We start from the raw sequence: 25,683 nt of genomic DNA on the forward strand, positions 1-25,683 counted from the left end.
GACGTAAAATCAATAAACTAGGCCAGAATAACCCATTCTTTGAGCCCATGACGCCAGATGTCTGCTCTTCTGCGGGCATGCCGATACTGGTTCGTGGTTCTCATGGCTTCAACGGCCCCGGATGTGTCGCGCTTCGATACCGGGCAACGCCATCATCCGGGCCGTCATGCGGGGATGAGTTGTGAAAAGCCTTGTGCATCTCGTGAGTGCCGTCATCGGATTGGTGATCGGCTTACTCGGTATTGGCCTGACCCTGGGAGGGATAGACCTCGCCTGGCTGGGCGGTAGCTGGGTCTATATTCTTCTGGGGCTGATGATGGCCTTTGTCGGCTTTGCCGTCATGGCCCGCAAGGCGATCGCCTTGCCAGTTTCCATTCTGCTCAGTCTTGTGGCCGCCGGTTGGGCGTTCAGTGAAGTGGGTGATGTGTTCTGGCTGGTTGTGCCACGCGTCGTCGTATTCATTGCCCTTCCGATTGTCGTCGGTCTGCTGGCCCCGGGTTTCGGTGCCTCGTCGCGCCCGGGCGAAAAAGGGGCATTGCGTTCAAGCGCTGTACCGCGCGCCTGGGGTTTTGGCATCGCGGCCCTTTATGCGATCGTTTTCTGCGGGATCTCGCTGGGTATGTTCCAGCCCCATGCCGAAGTCGCAGGCAATGCGGCTGACGCGCCGAAGCCTGACACGGCGCTTGGCCAGCAGAACGGCAATGACTGGCCTGCCTGGGGGCGTAACCTCACGGGTGATCGCTTTGCACCCTATGTGCAGATCAATGCCGGGAATGTTTCGGACCTGAAGCTAGCCTGGAGCTACCATACAGGAGATCTTGCCATCGATGGTGCCGAGTATCAGGTCACCCCGCTCAAGATTGCCGACACGCTTTATCTCTGCACGCCGCTCAACAAGGTGATTGCGCTCGACCCGGTCACGGGCAAGGAGAAATGGCGCTTTGACCCGCATATGCAGGTGACGCGTGGCAACAAGGGCTGGAAGCGTTGCCGTGGCGTAAGCTACGCAGATATGACAACCATGTCGCTGCTTGCACCGGATGCCAAGGCTTTCGGCCCGCAGGACGTCGCAGATACCACCACAGCGCCGTCCGCTGCCGGGGCCGCTGCCCCCGCAGACACCGCGTCTGCCGCTCCCGCCTTGCCGGCTGCGCCTGCGCCAGTCGATGCGTCAGCGCCTTGCGCCCGCCGTATTGTCAGCACCACCAATGATGCCCGCCTTTTCGAGCTTGATGCCGCTACGGGTGCCCTGTGTCAGGATTTTGGCGACCATGGCATGGTCAACCTGCTTGAGGGTCTTGGCTCCACGGCACCGGGATCCTATTACCTGACATCTGCGCCGCTGGTGGCAGATGGCGTGATCATGGTGGGTGGCAAGATCAACGACAACATGACCGTGGGTGAGCCTTCCGGCGTCATTCGTGGCTACGATGTCCGTACGGGTCGTCTTGTCTGGGCCTGGGATGCCTCGCGCGGAAACCGCGACAGCCGCCCGCTACCTGCGGGTCAGATCTATGCGCCTGAGACGCCCAATTTCTGGGGTACGGCATCTTACGATCCCAAGCTCGGTCTTGCCTTCATTCCGATGGGTAATCAGACACCCGATTTCTGGACCGGTAACCGTCATCCCTATTCGGATGAATATAACGATACCATCCTGGCGCTCGATCTGCGCACGGGTCAGGAACACTGGCATTTCCGTACCGCCAATAACGACATGTTCGATTATGACGTAACGTCACAGCCGATCCTGTACGATCTGCCTGGGGCGAATGGCGAGACGGTTCCGGTTGTGGTTGGCCTGACCAAGCGCAGCCAGATTTTCGTGCTCGACCGCCGGACCGGCAAGCCTGTGGTCAAGGTGACAGACCGCAAGGTCGCAACCGATGGTATGCCTGGCCAGCGCATCAGCCCGGTCCAGCCCTATTCCGACCTGTCGATCGGTGTTGCGCCGCTCAAGGAAAGCGACATGTGGGGGGCAACGATCTTCGATCAGCTCTATTGCCGCATCGCGTTCAAGAAAATGCGCTGGGAAGGTGAATGGACTCCTCTGAGCGACAAGCAGAAAACCCTGATCTGGCCCGGTTATTATGGTGGGTCCAACTGGGGTGGTGGCGCGCTTGATCCGCAGACCGGCGTGCTGGTGGTGAACGATATCCGCATGGCTATGTGGGGTCAGTTCATCAAGCGCGAGGACGCCGCCCATGCGGGTCTCGTTCCTTCCACCGAAGGCGAATATTCGGAGCAGCTGGGCACGCCCTGGGGTGTGGAGCGCTCGATGTTCGTCTCGCCCATGGGGGCGCCCTGCTTCAAGCCGCCCTACGGGTCACTGACGGCCATTGACCTCAAAACCCAGAAGACGCTCTGGCAGGTGCCAGTGGGCAGTATTCAGGATGCCGCCATTCACGGGGTTTTCGGGGAGAAGGGAATCATTCCGCACATCTATATTCCGGTCGGTATGCCCACCATGGGTGGCCCGTTGGTGACAGGGGGTAATCTCGCCTTCTTCCATGGCTCGCTCGATAATTACCTGCGTGCTTTCGACCTGCGTAACGGCAAGGAAGTCTGGCGTCAGCGCCTGCCGGTTGGCGGTCAGGGTACGCCGATGAGCTATGTCCAGAACGGCAAGCAATATGTTCTGGTTGTAGCGGGCGGGGCGACACGCACAGGCACGAACGCCAATAAGGGCGACTATGTTTTGTCCTACGCGTTACCCTCAGCGCCCTGAGGTACCGACCTTCTTACCCGGTATCATGATTGCCGGGTAAGACAGTTTCCGTCCTTCGCAAGCAGGACGGAACACGGGTCATATGGCAAGGAGCCGTATGAGATGAGCGCTACGGGTGCGCCGCGCAGCGATTGAATATTCCGCTTCGCACGCACCCATTGCTTTGGCTCCGCTCTGACGAGGGCAGAACAGGCCGCCCTCTCTCCACCGGCAAGGTGGTGCCGATAATTACAGGCCGTCGCTCCTTCACCGCCATGTATGCCGCACAGCCGATCACTCCTGAGAGCATCATCGCGCCTTAGGCCCGCTTCGCAGGGTTACAGGCATAAAAAACCCCTGCCGGGTCTGGCAGGGGGGCGTTTTACTGCGCGGTCCTATGCAGGGCTTGGTCAGGCTGAGTGCTTGAGCAGGGAGTTATACAGGGCGGCAAGCTCCGCAGCCTGATCGTCATAATTGGGCAGACTCGCCTTGTTCGGGTTCACATAATGATCGAAGCGATCCTTTTGGTCGAGAATGGCCTCGACAGCAGCCAGAAGCGGGGCAGGATCGTTGATGATCGGGATAAGCGAGCCATTCACGCCATCCTCGATTTCCTCGGCCTGGCCTCCGGGGGCGGTGGAGATGACCCACACGTCACGCGAGAGAGCCTCGCGCACGGTCAGCCCGTAGCTTTCACGCCACTGCGAAGGGAAGAGCAGCACATCCACCTGATCGTAGAAATCATCCAGGCCGGCCTGATTATAGGCAGGAACGGTTCTGATCGTGCCTTTGACCAGCCATTCCGAGGTGTCAATTGAGGGGAAGCCGAGATTGATCGTGTTGTCGACGAGAACCAGCTCCCAGTCGTTGCGATCCATTTTCTCGAACGCCTTGCGGATCAGCTCGAAACCCTTGACGAAACCAATGCCCCCCACAAATCCGAAACGCAGCCTTGTGCCTGGTTCGCGTCGCTTTTTCGGGCGGGAGGGCCAGGTAAACCCGTTTCGATTGATCGTGATGCGCTCGGCGGGAACGCCATTGCGCACATAGAGGCTCTTGTGTTCCTCCGAGGGGCTCAGAATGGCCGCTGCACCCGCGAGAGCCTGACGCATGACCTTGCGTCGCTCGTTCAGATAGGTGGCTCGCGTGGATTCACCGGGAGCCAGTGGCACATCGTCGCTCTCAAGATGATACTGACCATCGTCGCGTGTGATGAACAGATTATCCGACAGCCACCAGCAGTCATGAAGGCTGATTACGTAGGGTATGCCGCGCTGCTGGCAGGCGCGTGCCATGCCCGTGCCCAATTCCTGAATGGCATGAAAATGGACGAGGTCGACGTCCCACGCGTCGATCCAGCGCTGAAGCTGACGCGCCACGGTGACGTTGTCTGTCGACGCATTACGTCCCGCCACGACTGAAAAAACGTCAGTATCGAGAACACGGTAGCGCAGGGCACCATCGGGCAGATCCTGAAAGACAGGCCGGGTGGTCATGACACTGTTTTCAAACCCTGCCCGGGCAAGTGGCCCCAAGAGGGCTTCTACAACAATCGTGGCGCCCCCGAACGACCGTGGGGCCATGAAAACATTCACCTGAAGGATGCGGGGCGCTTTGTGCCCGAACGACGGTGGCCGCCCAAAAATCGGTGCCGCCTGCTGAAGCGCGACCTGCTCTGGAGCATAGAGATCAAGCGCGGTTTCCCTTGCTTTTTTGCCCATGCGATCACGCAGGGCGGGATCATGCGCCAGAGTAAGCAGTGCATCGCGCCATTCTTCCGCACTGCGTGCCAGGATGCCGTTTTCATCGGTTCTGATAACACGCCGGTAGGTATCGGTTGGCGAACAGATGGAAGGCAGGGAGAGAACGGCCGCCTCAAGGAACTTGATGTTGCTCTTGCAGTCGTTGAAAACAGTTTCTTCGAGAGGGGCTATAGCGATATCAGCCTGGGCAAGGGCTTCTAGATAGGCCGGGTAGGAGAGCTCGTTGGCCCGTCTGACGCGGGAGCCGAACTGAGCGAAGCTGGCAGAAATCCTGAGCGGTCCAATCAGCAGCAGGTCGAGGCGCGGCTCGGCCTGCATAGCAGCAATCAGACCAGCCTCAGCAACCCGGAAATCCATATCATGAGCACGACTTCCCGAGCCGTAGCACACAACAAGGCGACCATCCTCACGGGGCGTCCTGCCAGCAAGGATGCGGCTCGCAATATCAAGTGTCTGACTGTCGAGCGCATTCTCAAGGATCTGGACATCTTCTATGCCGATCTTGCGCATTTCCCGCGCCAGAGCCTCGGTTGAGGCCATGGCGCGTCCACAGGCGCGCAAGGCGAGCAGGTAAAGATCGGCAAGCTGATAGAGCTCGTGGCGTTCAGTAGAATCCAGAGTGCTCAGATTGCCGTTCAGCCGATAGAGAGCCTTGCTGAAAAGGAGATCATCTATCTCCCAACGTGGCTGTAACCCCAGGCGTTTCGCCTCGCTGATGAGGGTCAGAACCGAGGTAAGACCGGGCACGCGATAAAAAAGAACGTGGGTCGCGACCTGCAGCGCTGACATCGCCTCGCCACTATCCTGCCAGTCGACGATCTGTACAGACCACCCAAGCTGCCTCAGCAGTTCCGCTTTCTGCGTGACGCGGTACTTGGTGCATTGCTGCAACCCGAGATCAGCGATCAGCAGATAATGGGGGCGCAAGAACTTCTCGGCACGCGGGGCGGGTCGCCGCATGATCTGTTCCTGGCGCGGGGTCGGTACAAAGAGCGGATCGCCAGCCTGATGACTGTGGCGTAAGAGCCGGCGTTTGACCCGCCCTCCGTCGATAAAGCGCCTTATTGCCCTGCGCAGGCCTTCGGTTTGATATGAATCCTGCCATTGTTCCCATGCCTGCGCCAAAGGGACACCGCGCGGCAGGCGGCCAAGAGTGAGCGCACGAACCCAGCGCAAGGGTTCCATAATGCGCCATGACAGGGAGCGGCGCATCAACCTGAGCTGCTGCTGGGCCAGACGCAATTCGGCCTGCAATGAATCCGCCCGGGTCGTGGCCAGATAGGCAGAAGCGCGCATCACATCATCGGGGGCTGCTGCGGTATGGGAGCCAGATTGTGTCTTAATATCGGGTTGTTCGTGCAAGACAGACTCACTCAGAGACGAGGTCATTGATGGCCGGAAATCAGGGCCTCAACAGTCTATAGACGAAACTGACTGACTGGAAAAACAAAGGCCCGGTCCTTGGACCGGGCCTCTGGCCAAACAGGCTCAGAATATCGTCATCTGCGATTAGCTGATGACGATATTCGAGGCCTTCAGGTCGCTTACGCCAAGGAAAGTAACCTTCATGTTGTTGTCGAGCTGCAGCGTGGTGTTGCCGCCGGCTACAGTTGCCGTAGCAAGCAGGTTCTTCACGGCCTGATCGGCGTCAGCGGGCTTGTAGTTGTACATGAAGAACATGTTGCCAGCCGCACTGCCGAAGTCAGTAATGGTGATATCACCGCCATTATGACCTGCCAGAACACCGAAGGTATTGGCTGCGCCGTCACCACCGGTCACGGTTGCGAAGCTGTCACCATTGGAGTTCTCGAACTGCGTGCCGAACACGAAGTGGTCGGAACCCGAGGTACCAATAACCGTGTTGCTGCCTGCACCCGTCCAGGCCTCGAGTGTGCCCTTGGAGGAGGACGCGTCGATGTACTGGCTGCCCGTGGTGCTGGGCTGGTTCGCTGTAAACAGCGCGAGACCGCTGGTGTTGACGTTGGCGTGCAGGTCATTTGCACCCCAAATTGTGCCAAGACCAGCATTGATTGAGGTGTTACCCGTGCCAGAAATGAAGCGCAGGGCACCGGAGACGCTGATCGACTGATCGCAGCCGTGATAGACCTGCAGGTCACCAGCAGCGGAGATGGTGTCGCCAATGGCGCCAACAATCGTACCGGTCGAGCCTGTGAAATCGACGGTCGAGCCTGTCCCGCCAAACACCGTGCTGTTGATGCCGACCGAGATCTGGCTGCCCGACAGAGCGGAGTCAACGATGAGCGAGTTGGACTTGAGCGAGACAATCGAATTGCCACCGAGCAGTGTCACTGTATCGGACGAGTTCTCGACGCCGGTGATCGTGTCCTGACCTTCAGAGGCGACAAAATTGGCGCCCGATCCCAGAGTAATGACGTTCTTGCCATCGCCGGCGCGGATGTTGTTGACGCCATTGGCTGCAATGATTGTGTCATCACCATCGCCTGTTGCGATCGTCCAGTTACCCTTATGGCCCGATGCATCGAACAGGTTATTGCCCATGGTGGCAACAAAAGTGCCGTTGTAGTTGCCGGCGTAGAAGCTGACATTGGCCGTGTTACCGGCCAGAACGGAGAGGTTGCTCGATGTCACGCCCGTACCATCGACGGTGATCGGTGCGGCGAGTGGTGCTACCGGAACATCGAGCGTGGCGCTTTCAAGGGATGAGCCCAACGACCCAATGACGAGATTGGAGTAGTTACCCTGCATCGAGAATGCACCTCCCGTCGTGATGATGCCCTGGATGACACTGCTGTTCGATGAGGGTGCTGCATTCGATCCGTTGACGAGATCAACCGCAGTCAGGGTACCTTGCTCGTAAGCCTTGAAGATTTGCGTCGCGTAGCTCGAAGCAAGTGTCTGCATCCGGGCTCCCTCGACGGTAACCTGGATAGACATCCCTGACGAACCAACTACCGTTACGATCGCCATGCGATCTTCTCCTTATTAGTTTTTGGAGGCTTTAAAGACGTGTACTGTTACATGCCGGCCGCCCCTTTAAGCCTCGGCAGGCGGCATGGCTGTGTCGTCTGGCAAGACCCGGATTGAACACCAACTTTTTTATGAATGTCTTAACCTTCGCGCTGAGTCAATAAAACCAATGTATTGGACATCATTCGACATGGCTCTGATATGAATCCATATCTTGGGATTGGTATATCACAAACAGATATCATTTGACATCAATAAACATGATCGCGATTTTTTGAACGGCGTTTTTCTATATGAATTATGTGTTCTGGGTTGGCTAATCTTATCAATTTGTGGTGATAATTACATTCTTTGCAATGATTGTTATTTCGAAACATGACTCGCCGCAGACGCGGGGCATCAAAGTAATAACGAGATTTTTGGCAATTCAGTTGGAGTTTCTACAACAAAAACATGAGCTATTTCCTGGCGTCAGCATCGTTGCCTTTTGCAGGGGGGATGCTGGTAAAATACTGATTCTGCCGGGAAAATTTCCCCAGCAGGTGCGGTGCGGTGCGCAAGTCGGCTCTGCTGGAGCGCTTATTACAAGGAGAGATGAAAGATATATGATGATTTAGTAAATAATTCTCATCTTATCAGGCGATGAATGCCATCTGAATGGCAGAAACCGTGCCCTGTCCCTAAAATTCCACGGCCTGGATTTCGCTTAGCCATGCTGCCGCTGTCCCGTCGGAGGGGGCGCGCCACTCTCCTCGAGGTGACAAGCTACCCCCGGACGACAGCTTGGGCCCATTTGGCATTGCCGAACGTTTGAACTGGCTGAAAGCGAAAAAACGCCGAATGAAGAGCGTAAGCCAGTGTCGTATCTCTGCGGGATCGTAAGCGATGCGGCGGTCGACAGGGTAATGCGCCGGCCAGACTCCGCGGTTCTTGTCCTCCCACGCCTGCACGGCGAGGAAGAGGATCTTGCTGGGCCGGAAGCCATAGCGAAGGGTATAATACAGATTGAAGTCCTGAAGAGGATAAGGACCGATCTTCTCTTCCGTCTTCTGCACACCTTTTTCATCGGCTGGCACAAGTTCGGGGGTGATCTCGGCCGATACGATGCTCTCCAGAACAGGGGCGATGTCCGGCCCGAGATTCTGTTGCTGCGCGAGCCAGCGTATCAGATGCTGGATCAGCGTCTTGGGCATGCCTGCATTGACGTTGTAATGCGACATCTGGTCACCAACGCCATAGGTACACCAACCCAGCGCGAGTTCTGACAGATCACCGGTCCCAATCACAATGCCATTGCACTGGTTTGCCAGTCTAAACAGGAAGTCCGTGCGCAAACCGGCCTGCACATTTTCAAAAGTGACGTCATGCACGGCCTCACCCGCTGCAAAAGGATGCTCGATGGTTCCAAGCATTTGCATGGCGGTCGGGCGTATGTCGAGTTCGTGGGCCTCGACCCCGAGGGCTGTCATCAGATCATGGGCCAGTGAGAGGCTCACGCTGCCAGTGGCAAAGCCCGGCATGGTGTAGGCATGGATGCGATTGCGGTCCCAGCCCATTTCATCCGCCGCTCGTGCAGCCACCAGCAGGGCGAGTGTCGAATCCAGACCGCCTGAAACGCCAATCACCGCGCGTTCAACGCCGCTGGTCTCAAGGCGTTGGGTGAGGGCGCGCACCTGAATTGTCCAGGCTTCATAGCAATCCTGATCAAGCCGCGCTTCGTTTTCAGGCACGAAGGGAAAGCGGGGTACGTCGCGATGAAAACCGAGATCATGCTGCGGTGGGGCAAGTGTCACGGCAATACGCCGCCAGCTTCGATGCTCCTGTGCCCGGGCGCAGTCATGAAAACTGCCCATACGCATGCGTTCCTGGCGCAGCAGATCGAGATCGACATCAGCAAACGTCACTTGAGCGGTTTTTGGAAAGCGAGCCGATTCACCAAGAAGGCGCCCAGCCTCATAAATCGAGACCTGCCCGTCCCATGCGACATCGGTTGTGGATTCACCGGCACCGGCTGCTGCGTAGACATAGGCGCAGAGGGCACGCTGCGACTGGGCGCGGCAAAGAAGGTGACGGTCCTCCGACTTGCCGATCGTGATCGTGCTGGCTGACGGGTTGCCGATTACCGTGGCGCCGGCCATGGCCATGGCGGTGCTTGGCGGGCTGGGGACCCAGAGATCCTCGCAGATCTCTATGCCAAGGGTGAAATCAGGCAGGTCATCGGCTTCGAACAGGAGGTCGGTGCCAAAAGGTACGGTCTGGCCACCCAGTCTGATGGTCTCCTGGAAAATACCCGCGCCTGAGATGAAATGTCTGGAATCGTAGAATTCGCGGTAATTGGGCAGGTAGGTCTTGGGGACGACGCCAAGTACCTTTCCGCGGTGCAAAACGACCGCACAGTTGAACAGTCGCCCGCGCTGGACCAGCGGTGCTCCGACAACAACAAGGCTGCTCCAGTCGCTTGACCGGTCAGCAAGCGACATGAGGGCACGAACAACGCCATCAAGAAGGGCGTCCTGTTGCCTCAGATCATCGATTGCATAACCGGAAAGGCACATCTCCGGAAAGACGGCGAGTGCGGCTCCCTCTTTCGCGCAGTGTGAGGCCAGCGCGACGATCTGCTCGAGATTATGCTGCGGATCAGCGAGACGAATAGGGACGGTACAGGCCGCCACACGGGCAAAGCCATGCCGGTAAAGCGATCGGAACGTGCTCATGGGGTCGTCTCCTGTCATCTCGTCAGGCTGGCCGGAGGGCCTGTCATCTCATTGTATCGACATGGTGCCCTGAACCCGGTGCGCCGGGGCGGGAGTTAGATCAGAAACGTCTTTCCGGATTAAAATACAAGGGCGAGCCTTGAACCAGATGAACCTGCAAGGCTTTCGTCCGTTCACGACCCATCATGGATCATGACGATTATGTTATGTTCCCAAATGGAGTTGCCGTCATGGATCTGCTGCGCTGGACTATCGTCTTTCTGATTCTCGCTCTCCTGGCCGGTGTTCTCGGCTTTGGCGGTATTTCGGCCGACTTCGCGTCGATCGGCAAAATCCTGTTCTTTATCTTCCTTGTGCTTTTCGTCCTCAGCTTCGTTTTTGGCAGAGGGCGTATGCGCTAAGCGCCACTCTCGCAGCAGCAAAGCCTTACATCCGTTCGGTTGAGGCAATATGTGGCTATGAAAAAGGGCGGGGAGATGATCCCCGCCCTTTTTGTATTGTCATCAGACCATAAGCGCTCAGTATCCGCCGCCATAGGGATCACCCGGATAAGCATAGCCTTGCTGTGGATCGCAATTGGCGTAGCCTCCGCAGGCATAGGTGTAAGGGGCCGCCACATAAGGCTGCGCGTAATATTGCTGGGTATAGTACGGTTGCGCCACAGCGGCACCGATGACGGCACCGGTGGCAAGGCCGAGACCAAGGCCACCCCAGCCTCCGCCCCAACCCCAGCCGCCCCAGCCCCAGCCGCCGCCCCAACCGGGCATGCCCCAGCCATAGCCTGCCCAGCCGGGGCGCCGCCCCAGCCCCAGCCTGGGCCACGCCATCCGCCGCCCCATCCGCCGCGTCCATACCAGCCTCTTCCGGGACCACCCCAACCGGGCCCGCCCCAGCCCGGCCCGCCCCGACCGGGTCCACCCCAGCCCGGGCGGCCGTAACCAACACCGCCGTAGCCCCCACCGGGACCTCCGTGAAAGCCGCCACCGCCCCAGCCGCCCGGGCGTCCGCCAAAGCCACCGCCTGGCCCGCCGCCATGAAAGCCCCCTCCGCCAGGGCCCCCACCATGAAAGCCACCACCACCGGGACCGCCTCCATGAAAACCGCCACCACCCCGTTGGGCCTGAGCGGGAAGGGCTGCAAGCATCGGCGCGATGAGCAGGGCAACCCTGAAGATAGACTGTCTGCGCATGGTGTAGATCTTTCCTTGCCGGCGAAAGCGCTGAAGAAACGTCTTCGTTTTCTCAGATATCGTCATGCGTGGGGGCGGAAAAAAGTCGAAAGCGTAACAGCAGGATATCGTTTCGTGACAAATCATGCGCGCCGGGGATTGTGACGATGCCGTGCGGAACCGAACGGGGGCACGATGGTGCGATACCCTGTTGGTTTCAGCGTCGGGGACGGCGAAGGATATGCCCACCCAGACGTGACAGAACCTCCTGCAATTCGCCTTCCTTCATGCCCGTAATGGCTACGGGTCGCGGTGCCGGGCGTGCGGCAGGCGTGGCGGGTCTCACTATGCCCGGGTCCTGCAGGATCCTGATCTTCCTGACGAGCTGGTTGCCATCATCAAAGCGCAGATCACGCCCCGACCGCAGGGGGCCGCAATGGTTGTTGATCCGCTCGATAAGCTGGGGCGCAAGGTGCTGAAGTTCCAACGCAACCGGGCCGGTACAGGCAATCGTAAGCGTGCCCGCACTCACTTTGCGTGGCTCGGTCTGGGCGGCCAGGGCAGGCCCGACAATTTCTGCCCAGTCGAGAATAAGCCGGACAGCCGGAGCGGGCTTGCGGTTGAAAGCGGGACGTGTGACCTGAGGCAGGATCGCCCCGAGGGCGCGCCCTGTCATGATGCGCCTCTCGCGATCCACTGTCTGCTGGGTGGTCGAGGTGCTTGAGGCCGTGGCAGATTTGCCAGTGACAGCCCGTGTCCGGGCGGGTCGAACGGAGCCCGGCGCACTCAACCCCTTGTCCGTTGTGGAATCACGCTTCATATCGCCCCTGTGACTCCTTCTGCTTCTGCCCTTCTGGACTGGTATGCGCGCCAAAGACGCGTTCTGCCCTGGCGTGCCCTTGCAGGGCAGACTGCCGATCCCTATGCCGTCTGGCTGAGCGAGATCATGCTGCAGCAAACGACGGTGGTTACGGTTATGCCGTATTTCGAGCGGTTTCTGAAGCATTATCCCACCATTGGAGATCTGGCCCACGCGCCCTTGCAGGAGGTACTCGCGGCCTGGGCGGGGCTTGGTTATTACAGCCGGGCGCGTAACCTGCATGCCTGTGCGCAGCAGGTGGCGGCAATCGGCGCGTTTCCACGCTCGGTGGAAGGGCTGCAGGCGCTGCCCGGTATCGGGGCCTATACGGCGCGAGCCATTGCTTCCATCGCGTTTGCCGTGCCGGTCGTCCCGGTTGACGGCAATGTCGAGCGTATCACGGCCAGATTGCACGCAGTCGACGCGCCCATGCCGGGCGCCAGAAAACATCTCGATCGGCTCGCGGCATCGCTCAATCTCGATCCTGCGGCGCAGGACGCTCCCGGTGATTTCACACAAGCCCTGTTCGATCTCGGGGCAGGAATTTGCACGCCCCGTCGTCCTTCGTGTCTCGTCTGCCCCTGGCGTGAGCCCTGCAAGGCCCATGCCTCGGGTGATCCGGCACGTTTTCCGGTTCGCGCCCCGCGCAAGGTCAGACCTGAACGCCATGGCGTTGTTTTCCGGCTCACGGACCGTCAGGGCGCAATCTGGTTGCGTCATCGTCCAGCGACAGGATTGCTGGGCGGCATGGCCGAACTGCCGGGCACTGTATGGCAGGATGACCCCATTGCCATTGAGGAAGCGTTGCAGGCTGCACCGGTTGCCCTGAGCATGGCCGATGATCCGACATGGAAAGTCGCTGGACAGATCCGGCATGTTTTCACACATTTCGGGCTGAATCTGACGGTCATCGCTGTGCGGATGAACGATTTCGGGCCGCTCCATAATCAGGAGGGTTTTGCCTGCCCGCGTAACGCGCTGGGCAAACAGGCTCTTCCAAGCGTCATGCAGAAATGTCTTGCCCTGCCGGTGTGAGGCCCGCCCGGAGATCGTGTAAGACAGCGATGACCGATTGACGAAAGGGACGCCTGTCCATGCTCTACGCCTCTGCCCGCTTCTGGCTACTCGATTTTTTCGGGCAAGTGGTCGATCACGATCCGCTGCGCGACTGTCTGTTTTCTGTTGTGCCTTCGCCGGGACGCTATCCGGGCCTGTTTTTCTTCGCGGATACTGTGGCGCAGGAGCAGTTTACGGTGACCCTGCGCAAGGTCGTCTCGCTTCCCATGCCGATTCCCCAGCTTCAGGCGACCCGCCTGCCCAGCGGCCTGGTCACGTTACAGCGTCTTGATGGGTCGGGGCGCTATCTGCGCAGTGAGGAAAATGCCGGGATCGACTTCCATGCGACCGAGGCAAAGGACTGGGAGCAGTTTTTCATTCTCAGTGAGCCCATGATGCACACCTATGCCATTCTCAGCCAAGACAAGGTGAGCACGATCACCGCCCCCGATGGCACGAGCCTGCCCCCCATGACCTTCGCGCAGGGACATGCTGGCGTAATCGGCCCCTGCCGCTTTTCCCTCGCGGCCAACCTGCCCGCACTTGAAGATATCGCAGGGCTTGAGCCGGGTGCGTCGACAGAGCTGACGCTCAGACTGACGGATGGTGAAACACGGACGCTGACCGTCACCCGCCACTAGACGCATGACGGCAGGGTGGGCCTGCATGGCCCATCTCAGCTACCCTTCGTCTTGCGATAGGCAGTCATGGCCCTGTCACGTCCCTCATCGAGAGAGACGATTGGCTCTGGATAGTCACGCCCGAGCCTGATTCCGGCACGCTCGAGAACATCCTTGTCTGCCTGCCATGGTGCAGCAATGGCGTCATCGGGCAATTTCGCAAGCTCTGGCACCCAGCGCCGGATGTAATCACCCTTCGGGTCGAATTTATCGGACTGGCGAAGGGGATTGAAAATCCGGAAAAAGGGTGATGCCTCGATGCCCGTCCCCGCGACCCACTGCCAGTTGACGGCATTGGACGCCGGGTCGGCGTCAATCAATGTGTCCCAGAACCAGGCTTCCCCCTGTCGCCAGTCAATCAGTAGGTGCTTGGCCAGAAACGAGGCGACGATCATGCGCGCCCGGTTGTGCATCCAGCCGGTTTCCCAAAGCTGGCGCATCCCGGCATCCACGACCGGGATGCCCGTCTTTCCCTTCTGCCAGTCCTGAAGATCCTTGCGGCTCTTGCGCCAGTTCAGGGAATCGAACTGCTTCTTGAGGTTGCGCTGTGGCAATTCCGGATTGTGAAACAGCGTATACCACGAGAAATCGCGCCATCCGAGTTCGGACAGGAAGGTCTCGCGATCGGCTGGTTCGCCCTTGTTCTTGCAGTGATGCCAGATCTGACGGGGTGAGAGCACGCCATGACGCAGATAGGGTGAGAGCCGCGAACTCTCTTCGGCGGCCATGTCGTTTCGGCCCGTATCGTAATGGGCAAGGGGGCCAGAGGCGAAATCGTCCAGAGCCTCATGTGCGGCCTCTTCGCCATGATCCCAGTATTCCCCCATTTTCGAAGCCCAGTCCGGCTTGGTGGGAAGCAGGGCCTTGTCGATATCGCAAGGGGCGAACTTCGTCTTTTTGCCATGCGTGAATGAGAGAGGCAGGAAAGAGAGGCCAGAAGGCACGGGTATGGGGGAGGGCGGGGCCCCCAGTCCCTTGAATCCTTTCCACCAGGCAGAGAAGATCTTGTAGGGTGTGCCGGTCTTGGTCACGACGGATTCCGGCTGGCGCAGCACGGTACCGTGCAGGCGCTTCATGTCACATCCGACCTTTTCAAGAGCCTGAGACACCGCGTCATCCTGCGCGTTGGCTTCTTTCTGATAGCGATGATGGCAGTAAAGAATGCCGGTCTTCGTCTCTTTTGCCAGAGCGGGCAGGATTTCGGCGGGATCACCCTCAAGGATCAGGCAATCTCCTCCATGTTTCTTCAGCGTCTGGCGTAAACTGCCAAGAGCGCCGTGGAGAAACCACAGGCTGGCTCCGCCCTGTGCCCGGGTCGTGCCCGAACGATCAAGCACATACACACAGAGAATTTTGCCGCCGCGCCCACTGGCCGCATCGAGTGCGGGATGATCCTGAAGCCTCAGGTCATCGCGAAACCATACTATCGAGGGAGGCGTGTCGGTCATGAAAGGGCTGCCTGTGTTGCCATTGCGGAGTCCGATGCCAGGAGCGGGGCTTCGGCGTCCGCACAAAAAGGTGAACAGGATGAGCGCATCACGCCGCATGGGGTTCAACTACGGGGCATTTCTGGCCATTTTCTGCGCGTGCACGGGGCATGAGGGTCGCAGGGCAGAGCCATCACATGACGATGCCAATTTGTAACGAAGCAAACCCATATGCTGGTGAGGCGTTGTTAAGGCCCGAACCTATAAAAAAGGGAAATTGTTCCATGACTACGGCTTCCTTCCTCCGCACCGGTGCTCTTGCTGTCATGCTGGCGCTGCCTGCCTTTGGCCTTACCGCATGCAACACGGTTGACGGTGCTGGCCGCGACGTCAGCTCCATCGGTCATGACGTGAGCCGTGGCGCAGGCGCAACCCAGGGCGCCATTCATAACTCGGTGCCGCAGGCTGCAACGCACTGAGCCATCTGAACCACACATGGTTCAAGCATGAAGGGCGGGGATTTCCCCGCCCTTTTTTGCGCCTGCTCATCTTGCCGGGGTGACGGCAGGGATCTGTGTCAGGATGCCAGACTGGCTTTGCCCCTTGCAAAAGGCGTTAAAGGGGGCACATAGTGACCGTCCGGTCATGTCGACCGGTGCAGAATTCGACGTTCTCAGGGCGGGGTGAAACTCCCCACCGGCGGTAGGTGCCTCTGGCACGAGCCCGCGAGCGCCTCAGGCCCTTCAGGCCCGGGGGTCAGCAGATCCGGTCCAAATCCGGAGCCGACGGTCATAGTCCGGATGGAAGAGAACAGGACTTGCCTCTGTCATGGCGCATCCCGCCAGGGATGTTCGTGGCCGAGATACAGAATGTTCACGCCCGGAGACCGTCCTTGATGGATGGGACCGTATCATCGTGTCGGGAGTTTTCGCCCCCGGTTCTGCCTCCGCACAAAAGGGCCATAGCCTGGCCCACCGTGAGGCGGTTCGTTCGGGATTTGAGGCCGCGCTGAACGAAGCGGCGCGTTATCTTGGCGCCACCTCTCCCAATCCTGCTGTTGGCTGTTGTCTGCTCGACCACGAGGGCAACATACTCGTCACCGAGGCTCATCACCGTACCGGAACCCGCCACGCCGAGGCGCTTGCCCTGCATCGGGCGCGCGAGACCGGGGTGATCGATCGCGTGGCGACAGCCCTTGTCACCCTCGAGCCCTGCAATCATGTCGGACGCACGCCCCCCTGCAGCGAGGCGCTGCGCGACAGTCCTGTGCAGGATGTCTGGGTGGGCATGAGCGATCCGAACCCGGTAGCCGGGGGCGGGATTGCACGCCTGCAGCAGATGCCTGAGGGGCGGAATGTCTTTCTGCTCGAGGATTTTACGGCCTTCGCAGATGTGCATGATGGCTGCGCGGCGCTTCTGGCGCCTTTTGCAACACGTATCGTGCGCCAGCGCCCGTGGATCACGGTCAAGCAGGCACGGGACAATACGGGCTCGATGATTCCCCCTGCCGGGCGCAAGACTTTTACCAGCCAGGCCTCGCTTGAGATTGCCCATCGCCTGCGCCGCGCCAGTGATGCAATCATTACGGGTATTGGCACGATCCTGTCTGACAGCCCACGTTTCGATGTGCGCCATGTTCCCGATCATGAGGACCGGGCGCCGCGATTGGTCGTGGTGTGTGACAGGCAGAATCGCCTCCCCGATTCCTGGCGGGAGAAGATGATCGGTAGCGGTTTTCGCGTGCTTGTCTCGCGTGATCTGGGCGAGATTCCTTCGCTTCTGGCCGATCATGGCGTGAACTGGGCGATGGTCGAAGCCGGGCCCGGGCTACTCGGCGAAATCAGGCGGCTTGGCCTGTGGGATGACTGGCTGGACATCCAGACCACCCCGGACGGTCCTGACCGGCACCGGGTCTACTCCCACGGCCCAACCCCCTTGCGTTTCATACTTGATGAAGGGGCGCGTCCCCTTCCTGCTGACAAGGCTGCTTTCTGATGTTCTCAGGCATTATCGAACATATCGGCCGTATCAAGGCTGTCGAACCCCGTGATCAGGCGATCCTGCTTCAGGTCGAGACGGGACTGTCAGATATGGATCTGGGCGAGAGCATTGCCGTCAATGGTGTCTGTCTGACCGTCGCCTCCTATGACTCTTCAGGGCTGGCGGATTTCTTTGTCAGTGCTGAAACGCTGTCGCGCACGGCTCTGGGCAGACTGGCGGCCGGAGCGCGGGTCAATCTTGAGCGGGCCAGCACACCCTCGACACGTCTTTCGGGACATATCGTTCAGGGGCATGTCGATGGGCTTGCCCATCTGGTGGGGATCCGCTCGGTCGGGGAGTCGCATCACATCACGTTCCGCCTGCCCGCTGCCTTGCGTGGTTACGTGGTCGAGAAAGGATCGATTGCGCTCGATGGCGCCAGCCTGACGGTCAATGAGGTGAGCGACGTGCAGGATGACAGCTTCACCATCGCCCTCATGATCATTCCGCATACATGGGACCATACCGGGCTTTCCGAAATCCGCGGGGGCGACCCGGCCAATGTCGAGGTCGATGTGCTGGCCAAATATGTCGAGAGCCTGCTGAAATACGGGGTACGGTCATGAACACGCTTCCCTCACCCGGTCTGGCCTATGCCATTACCGCCCTGCGTGAAGGGCGCATGGTGATGATGGTGGATGACGAAGCCCGCGAGAATGAGGGCGATCTGGTGATTGCCGCCCAGTTTGCTACGCCGGATGCCGTCAACTTCATGGCAACCCACGCGCGCGGGCTGATCTGCCTGCCGCTGGAGCCGGAGCAGATTGAGCGTCTTGAATTGCCCATGATGCCCCGGCGCGGTCATGATCCACGTGGAACGGCGTTTACCGTTTCAATCGAGGCCACGACCGGGATCACGACGGGGATTTCGGCGGCCGATCGGGCACGAACCATTCAGGTTGCGGGCCACCCCGATGCAAGGCCCGAGGATATCAGCACCCCCGGCCACATCTTCCCCTTGCGGGCGCATCCCGAAGGTACGGTGGCCCGTGACGGGCATACGGAAGGCGCTGTGGATCTGGCTCGGCTGGCAGGCCTGTTTCCTGCGGCGGTGATCTGCGAAGTCATGAGTGATGACGGCACGATGGCACGCCTGCCGGAACTGCGCGCATTCTCGGCCCGTCACGACATTCCCGTCATCAGCATTGAGGAAATTGCCGCCTGGTGCCGTGTGCATGGCCGCGAGGCGCTGGGGGATGTCATTCTGCCGGCGCCCGTTCCGCCAGCGGTCGAGCGTATTGCCGAGGCAGCGCTTCCCAGCGTCTATGGCGGTCACGACCTGCGTATCCAGGCGTTTCGTGCCCCTGATGGCATCGAGCATGTGGCGCTGATCAAGGGTGATCCCGGCAACGGCACCCCGCTGGTGCGTCTGCACTCCGAATGTGTGACAGGTGATGCGCTGGGCTCACTGCGCTGCGACTGCGGCCCGCAATTGCGCGAGGCGCTTGAGCGTATCGCCGCAGCCCCTTCTGGTGTGCTGGTGTATCTGCGTGGGCATGAGGGCAGGGGGATCGGACTCGGTAACAAGATACGGGCCTATGCCCTGCAGGATGCCGGCAAGGACACGCTCGAAGCCAATCTGGAACTGGGTCTGCCGGGTGATGCGCGTGACTGGGTGACAGGCGCGGCCATTCTGCAGTTGCTTGGTATCGACATGCTCAGGCTGCTCACCAATAATCCCAGCAAGGTCTCGGGACTGGAGGCGGCAGGGCTGAAGGTCATCAGTCAGGAACGCCTCGAAGCCGGGTCCAACCCGTTCAACCGGGCGTATCTTCACGCCAAGCGTACCCGGATGGGGCATCAGCTCAGCGATGTCTGGCCCGAACTCGTTGATTCAGTGATTCAGAAGTAAGGATCTTCCATGAGCAAATCCATCCCCGTCGCTCCCGACCTCACACTCGTTCCCACGCCCAAGCTCGCTCTGCTGGTGAGCCGCTTCAACACGGATGTCACGCATGGCCTGCGTGATGGCGCGCTGGAATGGCTCGCTGAACACAATATCCGCGATGTCGATGTGTTCGATGCACCGGGAGCTTTCGAACTGCCTTTGATGGCGCAGGCTCTGGCCAAGACGGGAACGTATGAGGGGATCATCTGCCTTGGCTGCGTGATCAAGGGTGACACGGCCCATTTCGAGTTCATCAGCCTCGGGGCCACCATCGGCATCATGCAGGCCCAGCTTGCCACTGAAACGCCTATCTCCTTCGGTGTGCTGACTACCTACACGGATGAGCAGGCCCAGGCCCGCTCGCGCAAGGATGTGCACAACAAGGGTCGCGAGGCTTCGGCCGCCTGTGTCGAGACCCTGGCTTTCCTGCGCAACACCCGCAGCTGAGGCGTTTGTTACAACGCTGTGACGGGTGTGGTTTCCCATTCGGGTGACAATGCTCTAAACCTGCCCGGACCATGACGCTCTGGCGTCTTTCCGTGGCAGGGTTCATCACACGTCAATGCTAGCAAATTTCATCGGATCGATCGTCTCGTTCTGCGCAAGACGCGCCCTTGTTATCGTCGCTCTCTTTGCGGTGCTTACAGCCGGCAGTCTGGTGCTGACGGCGCAACGCCTTGGTGTGACAACCAATACTGATGAAATGTTTGCAGCCAGCCTGCCCTGGAAACAGCGTGGCGCAGAGCTGAGCCAGCTTTTCCCGCAGAATGACGACCTGATGGTGGCCATCATCAAGGCCGACATGCCAGAGCAGGGCCGGGCGACAGCCCGTGAACTGGCCCGTATCCTGCGCGCCGATCACAAGAATTTCCGTACCGTTCGCCTGCCTGACGACTCGCCCTTCCTTGAAAATCATGGGCTGCTTTATCTCGACAAGCCGGTTCTGGGCACGCTGCTCGATTCCATCGTGGCAGCGCAGCCCTTTCTGGGGACGCTTTCGGCCGATCCGTCATCGCGCGGTATCTTCACGGCCCTTGGGCTGATGGGCGAGGGGCTGTCGGCGGGTGAGGATATCCCCGAGAGCTTCACGCCAGAGCTTCGCGGCTTTGCCACAGCACTGAATGATGCCGCCAGCGGTCACCCGAAAGATCTGTCATGGCAGAATCTTCTGGCGGGTCCGCTGGGCGATATGGCGGGCAACTACCAGTATGTCATCACGCAGCCGCATCAGGATTTTGATTCGCTTCAGCCGGGTGGTGAGGCAAGCGCCGCCATGCGCCGTGCCATCGATTCCCTGCCATTCGTCAGGAGCGGCAACGCAATCGCCATGATCACCGGCCCGGTGCAGCTGAGCGATGAGGAGTTCTCAACCGTTGCCCATGGCATGGGTTTTGGTCTGCTGACCTCGCTCGTGCTGGTGGCGTGCTGGCTGGTTCTGGCCGTGCGCTCTGTACGCGTGATCGTGCCGATCCTGATCACGCTCGTGATCGGTCTGCTGCTGACGACAGGCTTTGCCGCCCTCGCCGTTGGCAAGCTCAATCTGATTTCTGTCGCGTTTGCCGTTCTCTTTGTCGGTATCGCTGTCGATTTCGCGATCCAGTTCTCTGTCCGCTTCTGGGGGCAGCGTCTGGCATCGGGTGAGGCCATGGCGCCTGCCGAGGCGCTGGCCGAGACGGGCCGCGAGACGGGGCATCAGATTCTGGTGGCGGCTCTGGCAACGGCGGCGGGTTTCCTTGCCTTCGTTCCAACCAATTTCGTGGGCGTGGCCCAGCTTGGCCTGATTGCCGGTATCGGCATGATCATCGCCTTCCTGTGTACCATGACCCTGCTGCCGGCCCTGCTGCATCTGTTCCGTGCGCGTCTGAGCCGGGGCATGCCCGGTTTCGCCAGCCTTGCACCGGCCGACGGTTTCCTGCGTCGTTTCCGCAAGCCCATCCTGGCATTCTACGCCATTCTGGCCCTGACCGGCATTGCGCTCATTCCGCGCCTCAGCTTTGACGCTGATCCTCTGCACACCAAGAATCCGGACACCGAGGGAATGCGCGCGCTTCATCTGCTGGAGCAGGATCCGCGCGCCTCGCCCTATGATGGCGAGGTGATCGTGCCGAACCTGAAGGTCGCCGCAGAACGGGCCAAGCAGTTCGACGCGCTGCCGAGTGTTTCCTCGGTCATGTGGCTGGGCATGTTCGTGCCGGAAGATCAGACCGAGAAGCTCGCGATGATCAAGGACACGGCGTCGATCCTGCTGCCGACACTGGTGGGTCAGGACGTGCAGCCTGCGCCTGATGCCAATGCCCTTCGCGCCAGCGCGGCTTCGGCAGCCGCCAAGCTGGGCGCCGTGATCGACAAGACCGCACCCGACTCACCGCTGCGCGACATCCAGAAAGCCCTTGCGACACTCGCCAAGGCGCCGGATGACCGGATCATGGCGGCCAATACGGCGCTTACGCGCTTTCTGCCCGAGCAGCTCGCCCAGCTTGTCGATGTGCTTCAGCCCACGCCTGTAACGATGGAAAGCATCCCGCAGGATATTGCGCGTGACTATGTGGCGCCGGATGGACGCGCCTTGCTGAAGGTTCTGCCCAAAGGGCGGATGTCCGACAGCAAGGTGCTTTATCGCTTCCTGCGCGACATGCAGTCGGTGGACAAGAATACGGCAGGCACGGCGCTTGAGGTGGTCGAGAGCGCCCGTACGATGGTTCATGCTTTCTCGACGGCGGCGATTTCGGCTCTGGTCATGATCGCCATCATCCTGTTTGTGGCTCTGCGCCGCCTGCTGGATATGGCGCTCGTTCTGGCCCCCCTGCTGCTTTCTGCGCTGATCACGGTCATTCTGATCGTGACGGTGCCCGAGACACTGAATTTCGCCAATATCATCGCGTTGCCCCTGCTGCTTGGCGTAGGGGTGTCGTTCAACATCTATTTCGTGATGAACTGGCGTGCGGGCATCAAGAGCCCGCTGACATCGCCGACGGCCCGGGCAGTCCTGTTCTCGGCCCTGACAACAGGAACGGCATTCGGGTCGCTTGCTGCCTCGCAGCATCCGGGCACGGCCAGTATGGGGCGGCTACTGCTCATGTCGCTGGCCTGCACATTGCTTGCCACGCTGACCTTCATTCCTGCCCTGCTGCCCAAGCGCAGCATTGACAAGGAATAGCTGCTTCATCCGCAAGACGGGGGCGCCTGCCAGAGCGTAGGCATTGTGACCCCCGTGTGCTGGTTTCCTCCGGTTGCGGGTTTGCGGAAAAAAAATCGGACTGGTCAGGCACGGATTGGCGATGCTAGGACCGAGGCCTAACGTTTCCGTGAGCAGTTTCTTTGGTTCTGAGTCACTTCTTTCGCTGGAGCCTGGCCGTCGCCTGTCTTGCAGGTATGTCAGCCCCGATGCCGGGCTGGGCCGCCGATGATGACGATGAGGAAACCGGCTCGGAACCCAGCTATCAGATCAATGATCCCTTTCCTGACCGGCCCTTGCAGCCCACCAGCGTGCCGGCATTCGGTCAGCCCAAGGCCGTATTCTATAATCCCTTTGGCCTGACGGACTGGTTGCGTCGCCACGGGATCGGGCTGCTGCTCGACAATATCAATGAATATGCAGCCGCCGTCACCACACCCACACGCCATGTCGGCGATTACCGTCAGGGCTCGAGCAATGCCGGGCAATATGCCCTTTCGCTGAATGTGGACTGGGAGCGCATTGCGCATATCAGGGGCTTTGCCACGCATATGGTCGTGACGGGGCGCTATGGCACGCCTGCCAACCGCATGTTCGGCGACTGGCTGAACCACTCCTCCGAAATCTATGGCGGGGGCGGCAATGTGGTGGTGCATCTCGTCATGGCCTATGGCGAAGAGACGCTGTATGGCGGCAAGCTCTCGATTGCGGCAGGGCGCATGGCCGAACTCTCCGACTTCGTGGCCAGCCCGCTTTTCTGTACGTTCCAGATCAACGCCATTTGCGGTCGCCCCCGTGCGGCAGCCGATACCGGATATGCCTCGACCTTTCCGGCCGGGAACTGGGGTCTGCGTGTGCGCGGCCGCCCCTTGCCGCAATCCTATATCCAGCTTGGCCTGTATCTGACCGAAGAGGGCATGTTTGCCTATTCGATGAACCGCAGCGGCTTCAAGTTCAACAGCGCCTATATCAATGGCGTGCGTATGCCGCTCGAACTGGGATGGGAGCCAAGGGCGCCCGGCCATTTACCCGGCCATTACAAGATTGGTGCGGCACTCACGACCACCCCGCTTTCCGATATCCACGAGGACCAGTATGGCCAGCCCTATGCCGTGACAGGGCTGAACCAGCGCCAGCATCGTGCCAGCTATAATGCCTGGGTGCTGATGGATCAGAAAATCACGACCTATCGCAAGGACAAGACCGGACAGGATACGGATTCCGGCCTGACGGCGCTCTGGGGCTTTCTCTATAATGACGGGCGCGTGGCGCTGCGCCACTGGCAGGTCTATGGCGGTCTCATCAGCCGTGGGACTTTCGCCTCCCGCCCTGAGGACACCATCGCTCTGGCCTTCAGCTACACGGCAATGTCGCCGGGCGTGCAGCGCACCGAAGAATTGCTACGCGCGAGGGGGGAGGTACTACCCTACCGTGCCACCGGTATCCAGCGCCATGCCGTTGTCATGGAGGCCAATTACGGCTGGCATGCCTGGCGCGGTATTCTCATGCAGCCGATGGTCGAACTGTTCGTGCGACCCAACGGGCAGGGAAACCTGAAAGACGCTGTCCTGCTCGGCTTCAAGTCCCATGTGGAGTTCCTCTGAACAACCGGAACCGGCCTGATGGTCATGATCGGTCGAGAACGCATCTTTTCTGGTCTCCTGCATTTTTGCCGATGCATCGACTGGCTCCGCCGTGCCATGGTCTGTGACGTTATGTTTCCCGGAGAATGATTCATGGATGCGCAGATTGATGGTTCGTTGTTCCCTGTACTCCGCATCGCCCTCCAGCCCGACGAGATGCTCATGGCTGAAACGGGCGAGCTCTCCTGGAAAAGCCCCCATGTCACGCTGGAAACCAGCACGTCAGGGGCCGGGCAAAGCGGATTCATGGGCACAATCTCGCGCATGATTGCGGGAGGCGGGCTGTTCATGACCCGCTATCGCGCTGAAGGGGCTCCCGGCATCGTTGCCTTCGCCGCCAAGATACCGGGGCATATCACCGAGCATACACTCGATGGATCGCGGGCCTATCTTGTGCATCGTCATGGCTTCATCGCCGGTACCGAAGGGGTCCGCCTCGACATGGCGTTTCAGCGCAAGCTCGGCGCGGGCCTGTTTGGCGGGGAGGGATTCATCCTCCAGCGCATTTCGGGTTACGGTCAGTTCTGGGCGGAGCTGGGCGGCGAGATCGTGGCCCATGATCTTGCACCCGGAGAACAGATCGATGTGCACCCCGGTCATGTCGGCATGTTCGAGGAGAGTGTGCAATTCGATATCACCACACTGCCCGGCATACGCAACAAGCTGTTCGGGGGCGATGGCGTGTTTCTGGCCCGTTTGACCGGGCCGGGGCGCATCTGGCTGCAGACACTCACCTTGTCCAATCTCGCCGGAGCGCTCAGCCCCTATCTCGGGATGACGGAAGCGACAGGCGCAGCTGAAGGCACTCTGCTCGGCTCCCTGGTGCGTAAGGCGTTCGACTGATCCATACGCCGCGCGATACGCCCTGTCTCAGGGCAGTCGCGCCTCGCGCAATCTGGCGAGGAGCTTTTTCTCGGCCGGAGGATGCGCGTAGAGCGTTTCCAGAGGAACAGCGTCATGGCCGAGCATCCAGGCGACTTCCAGATGATAAAGTCGATAGAGTTTGCTCCGGCGCACATCCATTAAGGGATCATGGGCCTGGAATCGTGCCAGATTATCTCGCATATCGAAGTCACCGCCCTTGCCGACGAGATCGGCATACCCTTCATTGAGCCATGTGGGGCGGGTCAGGGCAAAGAAGCGTCCGAAGCTGCGGCCCTGCATCACATGCGTCGCCTCATGGGCAATGTAATAGGCGAGCGGGCGTTCCTTCGCATCTGCCATCGGCCCGGCATGGGAAGGGATGATCCTGTTATGAGGGATATCCGATTCACGAAGATAGATATTGGATGTGAGCGGCGCGATCACGATGCCCCCGACGCTTGGGTGAAACAGCCCATAGAGCTCTAACCGCCAGCGCGCGTTACAGAAAAAGACGTGGAAATGCTGCTGTGGCGTATAGAGGCTCGATGTCTGCAAGCGCCGCGTCGCGTCGTCCAGAATGATAGTGATATGGCTGTCGATAGGGCGATCCGACCAGAGATCGAATTGCCGATACTGCATCCGATAGGCAAAAGCCGGTTCAGGATAAGCCAGGACACCTAGATAGGTGGCGACCAGCCCAGCCAGAGCGAGCGCCCCACGGCGCAGCCAGGGCAATAGCGTCCTCACGCG

General features: G+C 59.9%; 20 protein-coding genes and 1 riboswitch. Of the genes, 13 read left to right on the forward strand and 7 right to left on the reverse strand.

Going from position 1 to position 25,683, the window contains the following annotated elements:
* The first annotated feature begins 181 nt into the window (after positions 1-181).
* Positions 182-2,728: a membrane-bound PQQ-dependent dehydrogenase, glucose/quinate/shikimate family gene (locus F3J08_RS12215; protein ID WP_166930272.1), complete on the forward strand. Its 2,547-nt coding sequence runs from the start codon at positions 182-184 to the stop codon at positions 2,726-2,728.
* A gap of 389 nt (positions 2,729-3,117) precedes the next feature.
* Here the strand turns inward: F3J08_RS12215 and F3J08_RS12220 are convergent, their stop codons facing one another.
* The 3 genes from F3J08_RS12220 to F3J08_RS12230 all read right to left on the reverse strand — a co-directional run bounded on the left by F3J08_RS12220 (position 3,118) and on the right by F3J08_RS12230 (position 10,133).
* A complete protein-coding gene (locus tag F3J08_RS12220) occupies positions 3,118-5,766 on the reverse strand; it encodes a glycosyltransferase (RefSeq protein ID WP_166930274.1) in 2,649 nt (882 codons plus the stop codon).
* 213 nt (positions 5,767-5,979) lie between these two features.
* Positions 5,980-7,353 carry a calcium-binding protein gene (locus F3J08_RS12225; RefSeq protein WP_166930276.1) on the reverse strand — a complete coding sequence of 458 codons (1,374 nt, stop codon included), beginning with the start codon at positions 7,351-7,353 and terminating at the stop codon, positions 5,980-5,982.
* Positions 7,354-8,099: 746 nt separating this feature from the next.
* On the reverse strand, positions 8,100-10,133 hold the full coding sequence (locus F3J08_RS12230) for an NAD(+) synthase (RefSeq protein ID WP_166930278.1): 2,034 nt from the start codon (positions 10,131-10,133) through the stop codon (positions 8,100-8,102).
* A gap of 236 nt (positions 10,134-10,369) precedes the next feature.
* Between F3J08_RS12230 and F3J08_RS12235 the strand changes: the two genes are divergently transcribed.
* Entirely contained in the window at positions 10,370-10,534 is a 165-nt protein-coding gene (locus F3J08_RS12235) for a DUF1328 domain-containing protein (RefSeq protein ID WP_343206295.1), read from the forward strand.
* A gap of 117 nt (positions 10,535-10,651) precedes the next feature.
* On the opposite strand, the gene F3J08_RS16970 is transcribed toward F3J08_RS12235, so the two are convergent.
* Positions 10,652-10,960, reverse strand: a complete 309-nt coding sequence (locus tag F3J08_RS16970) for a hypothetical protein (RefSeq protein WP_205206979.1) — start codon at positions 10,958-10,960, stop codon at positions 10,652-10,654.
* Positions 10,961-11,196: 236 nt separating this feature from the next.
* On the opposite strand from F3J08_RS16970, the gene F3J08_RS16975 reads away from it, so the two are divergent.
* The gene (locus F3J08_RS16975) at positions 11,197-11,466 is read left to right on the forward strand and encodes a hypothetical protein (RefSeq protein ID WP_205206980.1); all 270 of its coding nucleotides are present in this window, start codon (positions 11,197-11,199) and stop codon (positions 11,464-11,466) included.
* Between the two features lie 52 nt (positions 11,467-11,518).
* Here F3J08_RS16975 and F3J08_RS12245 read toward each other — a convergent pair whose 3' ends face one another.
* Entirely contained in the window at positions 11,519-12,121 is a 603-nt protein-coding gene (locus F3J08_RS12245) for a DUF721 domain-containing protein (protein WP_240149326.1), read from the reverse strand.
* Positions 12,122-12,130: 9 nt separating this feature from the next.
* Between F3J08_RS12245 and F3J08_RS12250 the strand changes: the two genes are divergently transcribed.
* Both F3J08_RS12250 and F3J08_RS12255 read left to right on the forward strand, forming a co-directional pair.
* Positions 12,131-13,195 (forward strand): A/G-specific adenine glycosylase, encoded by a 1,065-nt coding sequence (locus F3J08_RS12250; RefSeq protein ID WP_166930280.1) that lies wholly within the window; start codon positions 12,131-12,133, stop codon positions 13,193-13,195.
* Positions 13,196-13,254: 59 nt separating this feature from the next.
* The gene (locus F3J08_RS12255; RefSeq protein ID WP_122038765.1) at positions 13,255-13,857 is read left to right on the forward strand and encodes a hypothetical protein; all 603 of its coding nucleotides are present in this window, start codon (positions 13,255-13,257) and stop codon (positions 13,855-13,857) included.
* A 35-nt stretch (positions 13,858-13,892) separates the two neighbouring features.
* Here the strand turns inward: F3J08_RS12255 and F3J08_RS12260 are convergent, their stop codons facing one another.
* Complete coding sequence (locus F3J08_RS12260) at positions 13,893-15,344, reverse strand: deoxyribodipyrimidine photo-lyase (protein WP_166930282.1); 1,452 nt, start codon at positions 15,342-15,344, stop codon at positions 13,893-13,895.
* A gap of 263 nt (positions 15,345-15,607) precedes the next feature.
* Between F3J08_RS12260 and F3J08_RS12265 the strand changes: the two genes are divergently transcribed.
* From F3J08_RS12265 to F3J08_RS12300, 8 genes are all read left to right on the forward strand, one after another.
* Positions 15,608-15,802, forward strand: a complete 195-nt coding sequence (locus F3J08_RS12265; protein WP_062163942.1) for a hypothetical protein — start codon at positions 15,608-15,610, stop codon at positions 15,800-15,802.
* A gap of 186 nt (positions 15,803-15,988) precedes the next feature.
* A riboswitch (FMN riboswitch) is annotated at positions 15,989-16,139 on the forward strand.
* Positions 16,140-16,151: 12 nt separating this feature from the next.
* A complete protein-coding gene (ribD, locus tag F3J08_RS12270) occupies positions 16,152-17,318 on the forward strand; it encodes a bifunctional diaminohydroxyphosphoribosylaminopyrimidine deaminase/5-amino-6-(5-phosphoribosylamino)uracil reductase RibD (protein WP_166930284.1) in 1,167 nt (388 codons plus the stop codon).
* The gene (locus F3J08_RS12275) at positions 17,318-17,929 is read left to right on the forward strand and encodes a riboflavin synthase (protein WP_166930286.1); all 612 of its coding nucleotides are present in this window, start codon (positions 17,318-17,320) and stop codon (positions 17,927-17,929) included. Before ribD ends, F3J08_RS12275 begins: the two co-directional genes overlap by 1 nt.
* Positions 17,926-19,215 (forward strand): 3,4-dihydroxy-2-butanone-4-phosphate synthase, encoded by a 1,290-nt coding sequence (ribB, locus tag F3J08_RS12280; RefSeq protein WP_166930288.1) that lies wholly within the window; start codon positions 17,926-17,928, stop codon positions 19,213-19,215. The genes F3J08_RS12275 and ribB overlap by 4 nt, the downstream gene beginning before the upstream one ends.
* A 9-nt stretch (positions 19,216-19,224) precedes the next feature.
* The gene (gene ribH, locus F3J08_RS12285) at positions 19,225-19,698 is read left to right on the forward strand and encodes a 6,7-dimethyl-8-ribityllumazine synthase (protein ID WP_023977802.1); all 474 of its coding nucleotides are present in this window, start codon (positions 19,225-19,227) and stop codon (positions 19,696-19,698) included.
* A gap of 115 nt (positions 19,699-19,813) precedes the next feature.
* Positions 19,814-22,408: an MMPL family transporter gene (locus tag F3J08_RS12290; RefSeq protein ID WP_166930290.1), complete on the forward strand. Its 2,595-nt coding sequence runs from the start codon at positions 19,814-19,816 to the stop codon at positions 22,406-22,408.
* Positions 22,409-22,569: 161 nt separating this feature from the next.
* Complete coding sequence (locus F3J08_RS12295) at positions 22,570-24,030, forward strand: carbohydrate porin (protein ID WP_240149327.1); 1,461 nt, start codon at positions 22,570-22,572, stop codon at positions 24,028-24,030.
* A 132-nt stretch (positions 24,031-24,162) separates the two neighbouring features.
* Positions 24,163-24,912 (forward strand): AIM24 family protein, encoded by a 750-nt coding sequence (locus tag F3J08_RS12300; RefSeq protein WP_166930292.1) that lies wholly within the window; start codon positions 24,163-24,165, stop codon positions 24,910-24,912.
* 27 nt (positions 24,913-24,939) lie between these two features.
* Here the strand turns inward: F3J08_RS12300 and F3J08_RS12305 are convergent, their stop codons facing one another.
* Entirely contained in the window at positions 24,940-25,680 is a 741-nt protein-coding gene (locus F3J08_RS12305) for a hypothetical protein (RefSeq protein WP_166930294.1), read from the reverse strand.
* Positions 25,681-25,683 lie beyond the last annotated feature (3 nt).

Origin of the sequence: Asaia sp. As-1742 (assembly GCF_011753235.1) — a bacterium.
Lineage (GTDB): Bacteria > Pseudomonadota > Alphaproteobacteria > Acetobacterales > Acetobacteraceae > Asaia > Asaia bogorensis_B.

Bases quoted from the DNA above. Each gene is read 5' to 3' on its own strand.
- F3J08_RS12220 (WP_166930274.1), bottom strand. From the start codon at position 5,766: ATGCGCGCTTCTGCCTATCTGGCCACGACCCGGGCGGATTCATTGCAG.
- F3J08_RS12225 (WP_166930276.1), bottom strand. From the start codon at position 7,353: ATGCAGACACTTGCTTCGAGCTACGCGACGCAAATCTTCAAGGCTTAC.
- F3J08_RS12230 (WP_166930278.1), bottom strand. From the start codon at position 10,133: ATGAGCACGTTCCGATCGCTTTACCGGCATGGCTTTGCCCGTGTGGCG.
- F3J08_RS16970 (WP_205206979.1), bottom strand. From the start codon at position 10,960: ATGGCGTGGCCCAGGCTGGGGCTGGGGCGGCGCCCCGGCTGGGCAGGC.
- F3J08_RS16975 (WP_205206980.1), top strand. From the start codon at position 11,197: ATGAAAGCCACCACCACCGGGACCGCCTCCATGAAAACCGCCACCACC.
- F3J08_RS12245 (WP_240149326.1), bottom strand. From the start codon at position 12,121: ATGAAGCGTGATTCCACAACGGACAAGGGGTTGAGTGCGCCGGGCTCC.
- F3J08_RS12255 (WP_122038765.1), top strand. From the start codon at position 13,255: ATGCTCTACGCCTCTGCCCGCTTCTGGCTACTCGATTTTTTCGGGCAA.
- F3J08_RS12260 (WP_166930282.1), bottom strand. From the start codon at position 15,344: ATGACCGACACGCCTCCCTCGATAGTATGGTTTCGCGATGACCTGAGG.
- F3J08_RS12265 (WP_062163942.1), top strand. From the start codon at position 15,608: ATGACTACGGCTTCCTTCCTCCGCACCGGTGCTCTTGCTGTCATGCTG.
- ribD (WP_166930284.1), top strand. From the start codon at position 16,152: ATGGCGCATCCCGCCAGGGATGTTCGTGGCCGAGATACAGAATGTTCA.
- F3J08_RS12275 (WP_166930286.1), top strand. From the start codon at position 17,318: ATGTTCTCAGGCATTATCGAACATATCGGCCGTATCAAGGCTGTCGAA.
- ribB (WP_166930288.1), top strand. From the start codon at position 17,926: ATGAACACGCTTCCCTCACCCGGTCTGGCCTATGCCATTACCGCCCTG.
- ribH (WP_023977802.1), top strand. From the start codon at position 19,225: ATGAGCAAATCCATCCCCGTCGCTCCCGACCTCACACTCGTTCCCACG.
- F3J08_RS12290 (WP_166930290.1), top strand. From the start codon at position 19,814: ATGCTAGCAAATTTCATCGGATCGATCGTCTCGTTCTGCGCAAGACGC.
- F3J08_RS12300 (WP_166930292.1), top strand. From the start codon at position 24,163: ATGGATGCGCAGATTGATGGTTCGTTGTTCCCTGTACTCCGCATCGCC.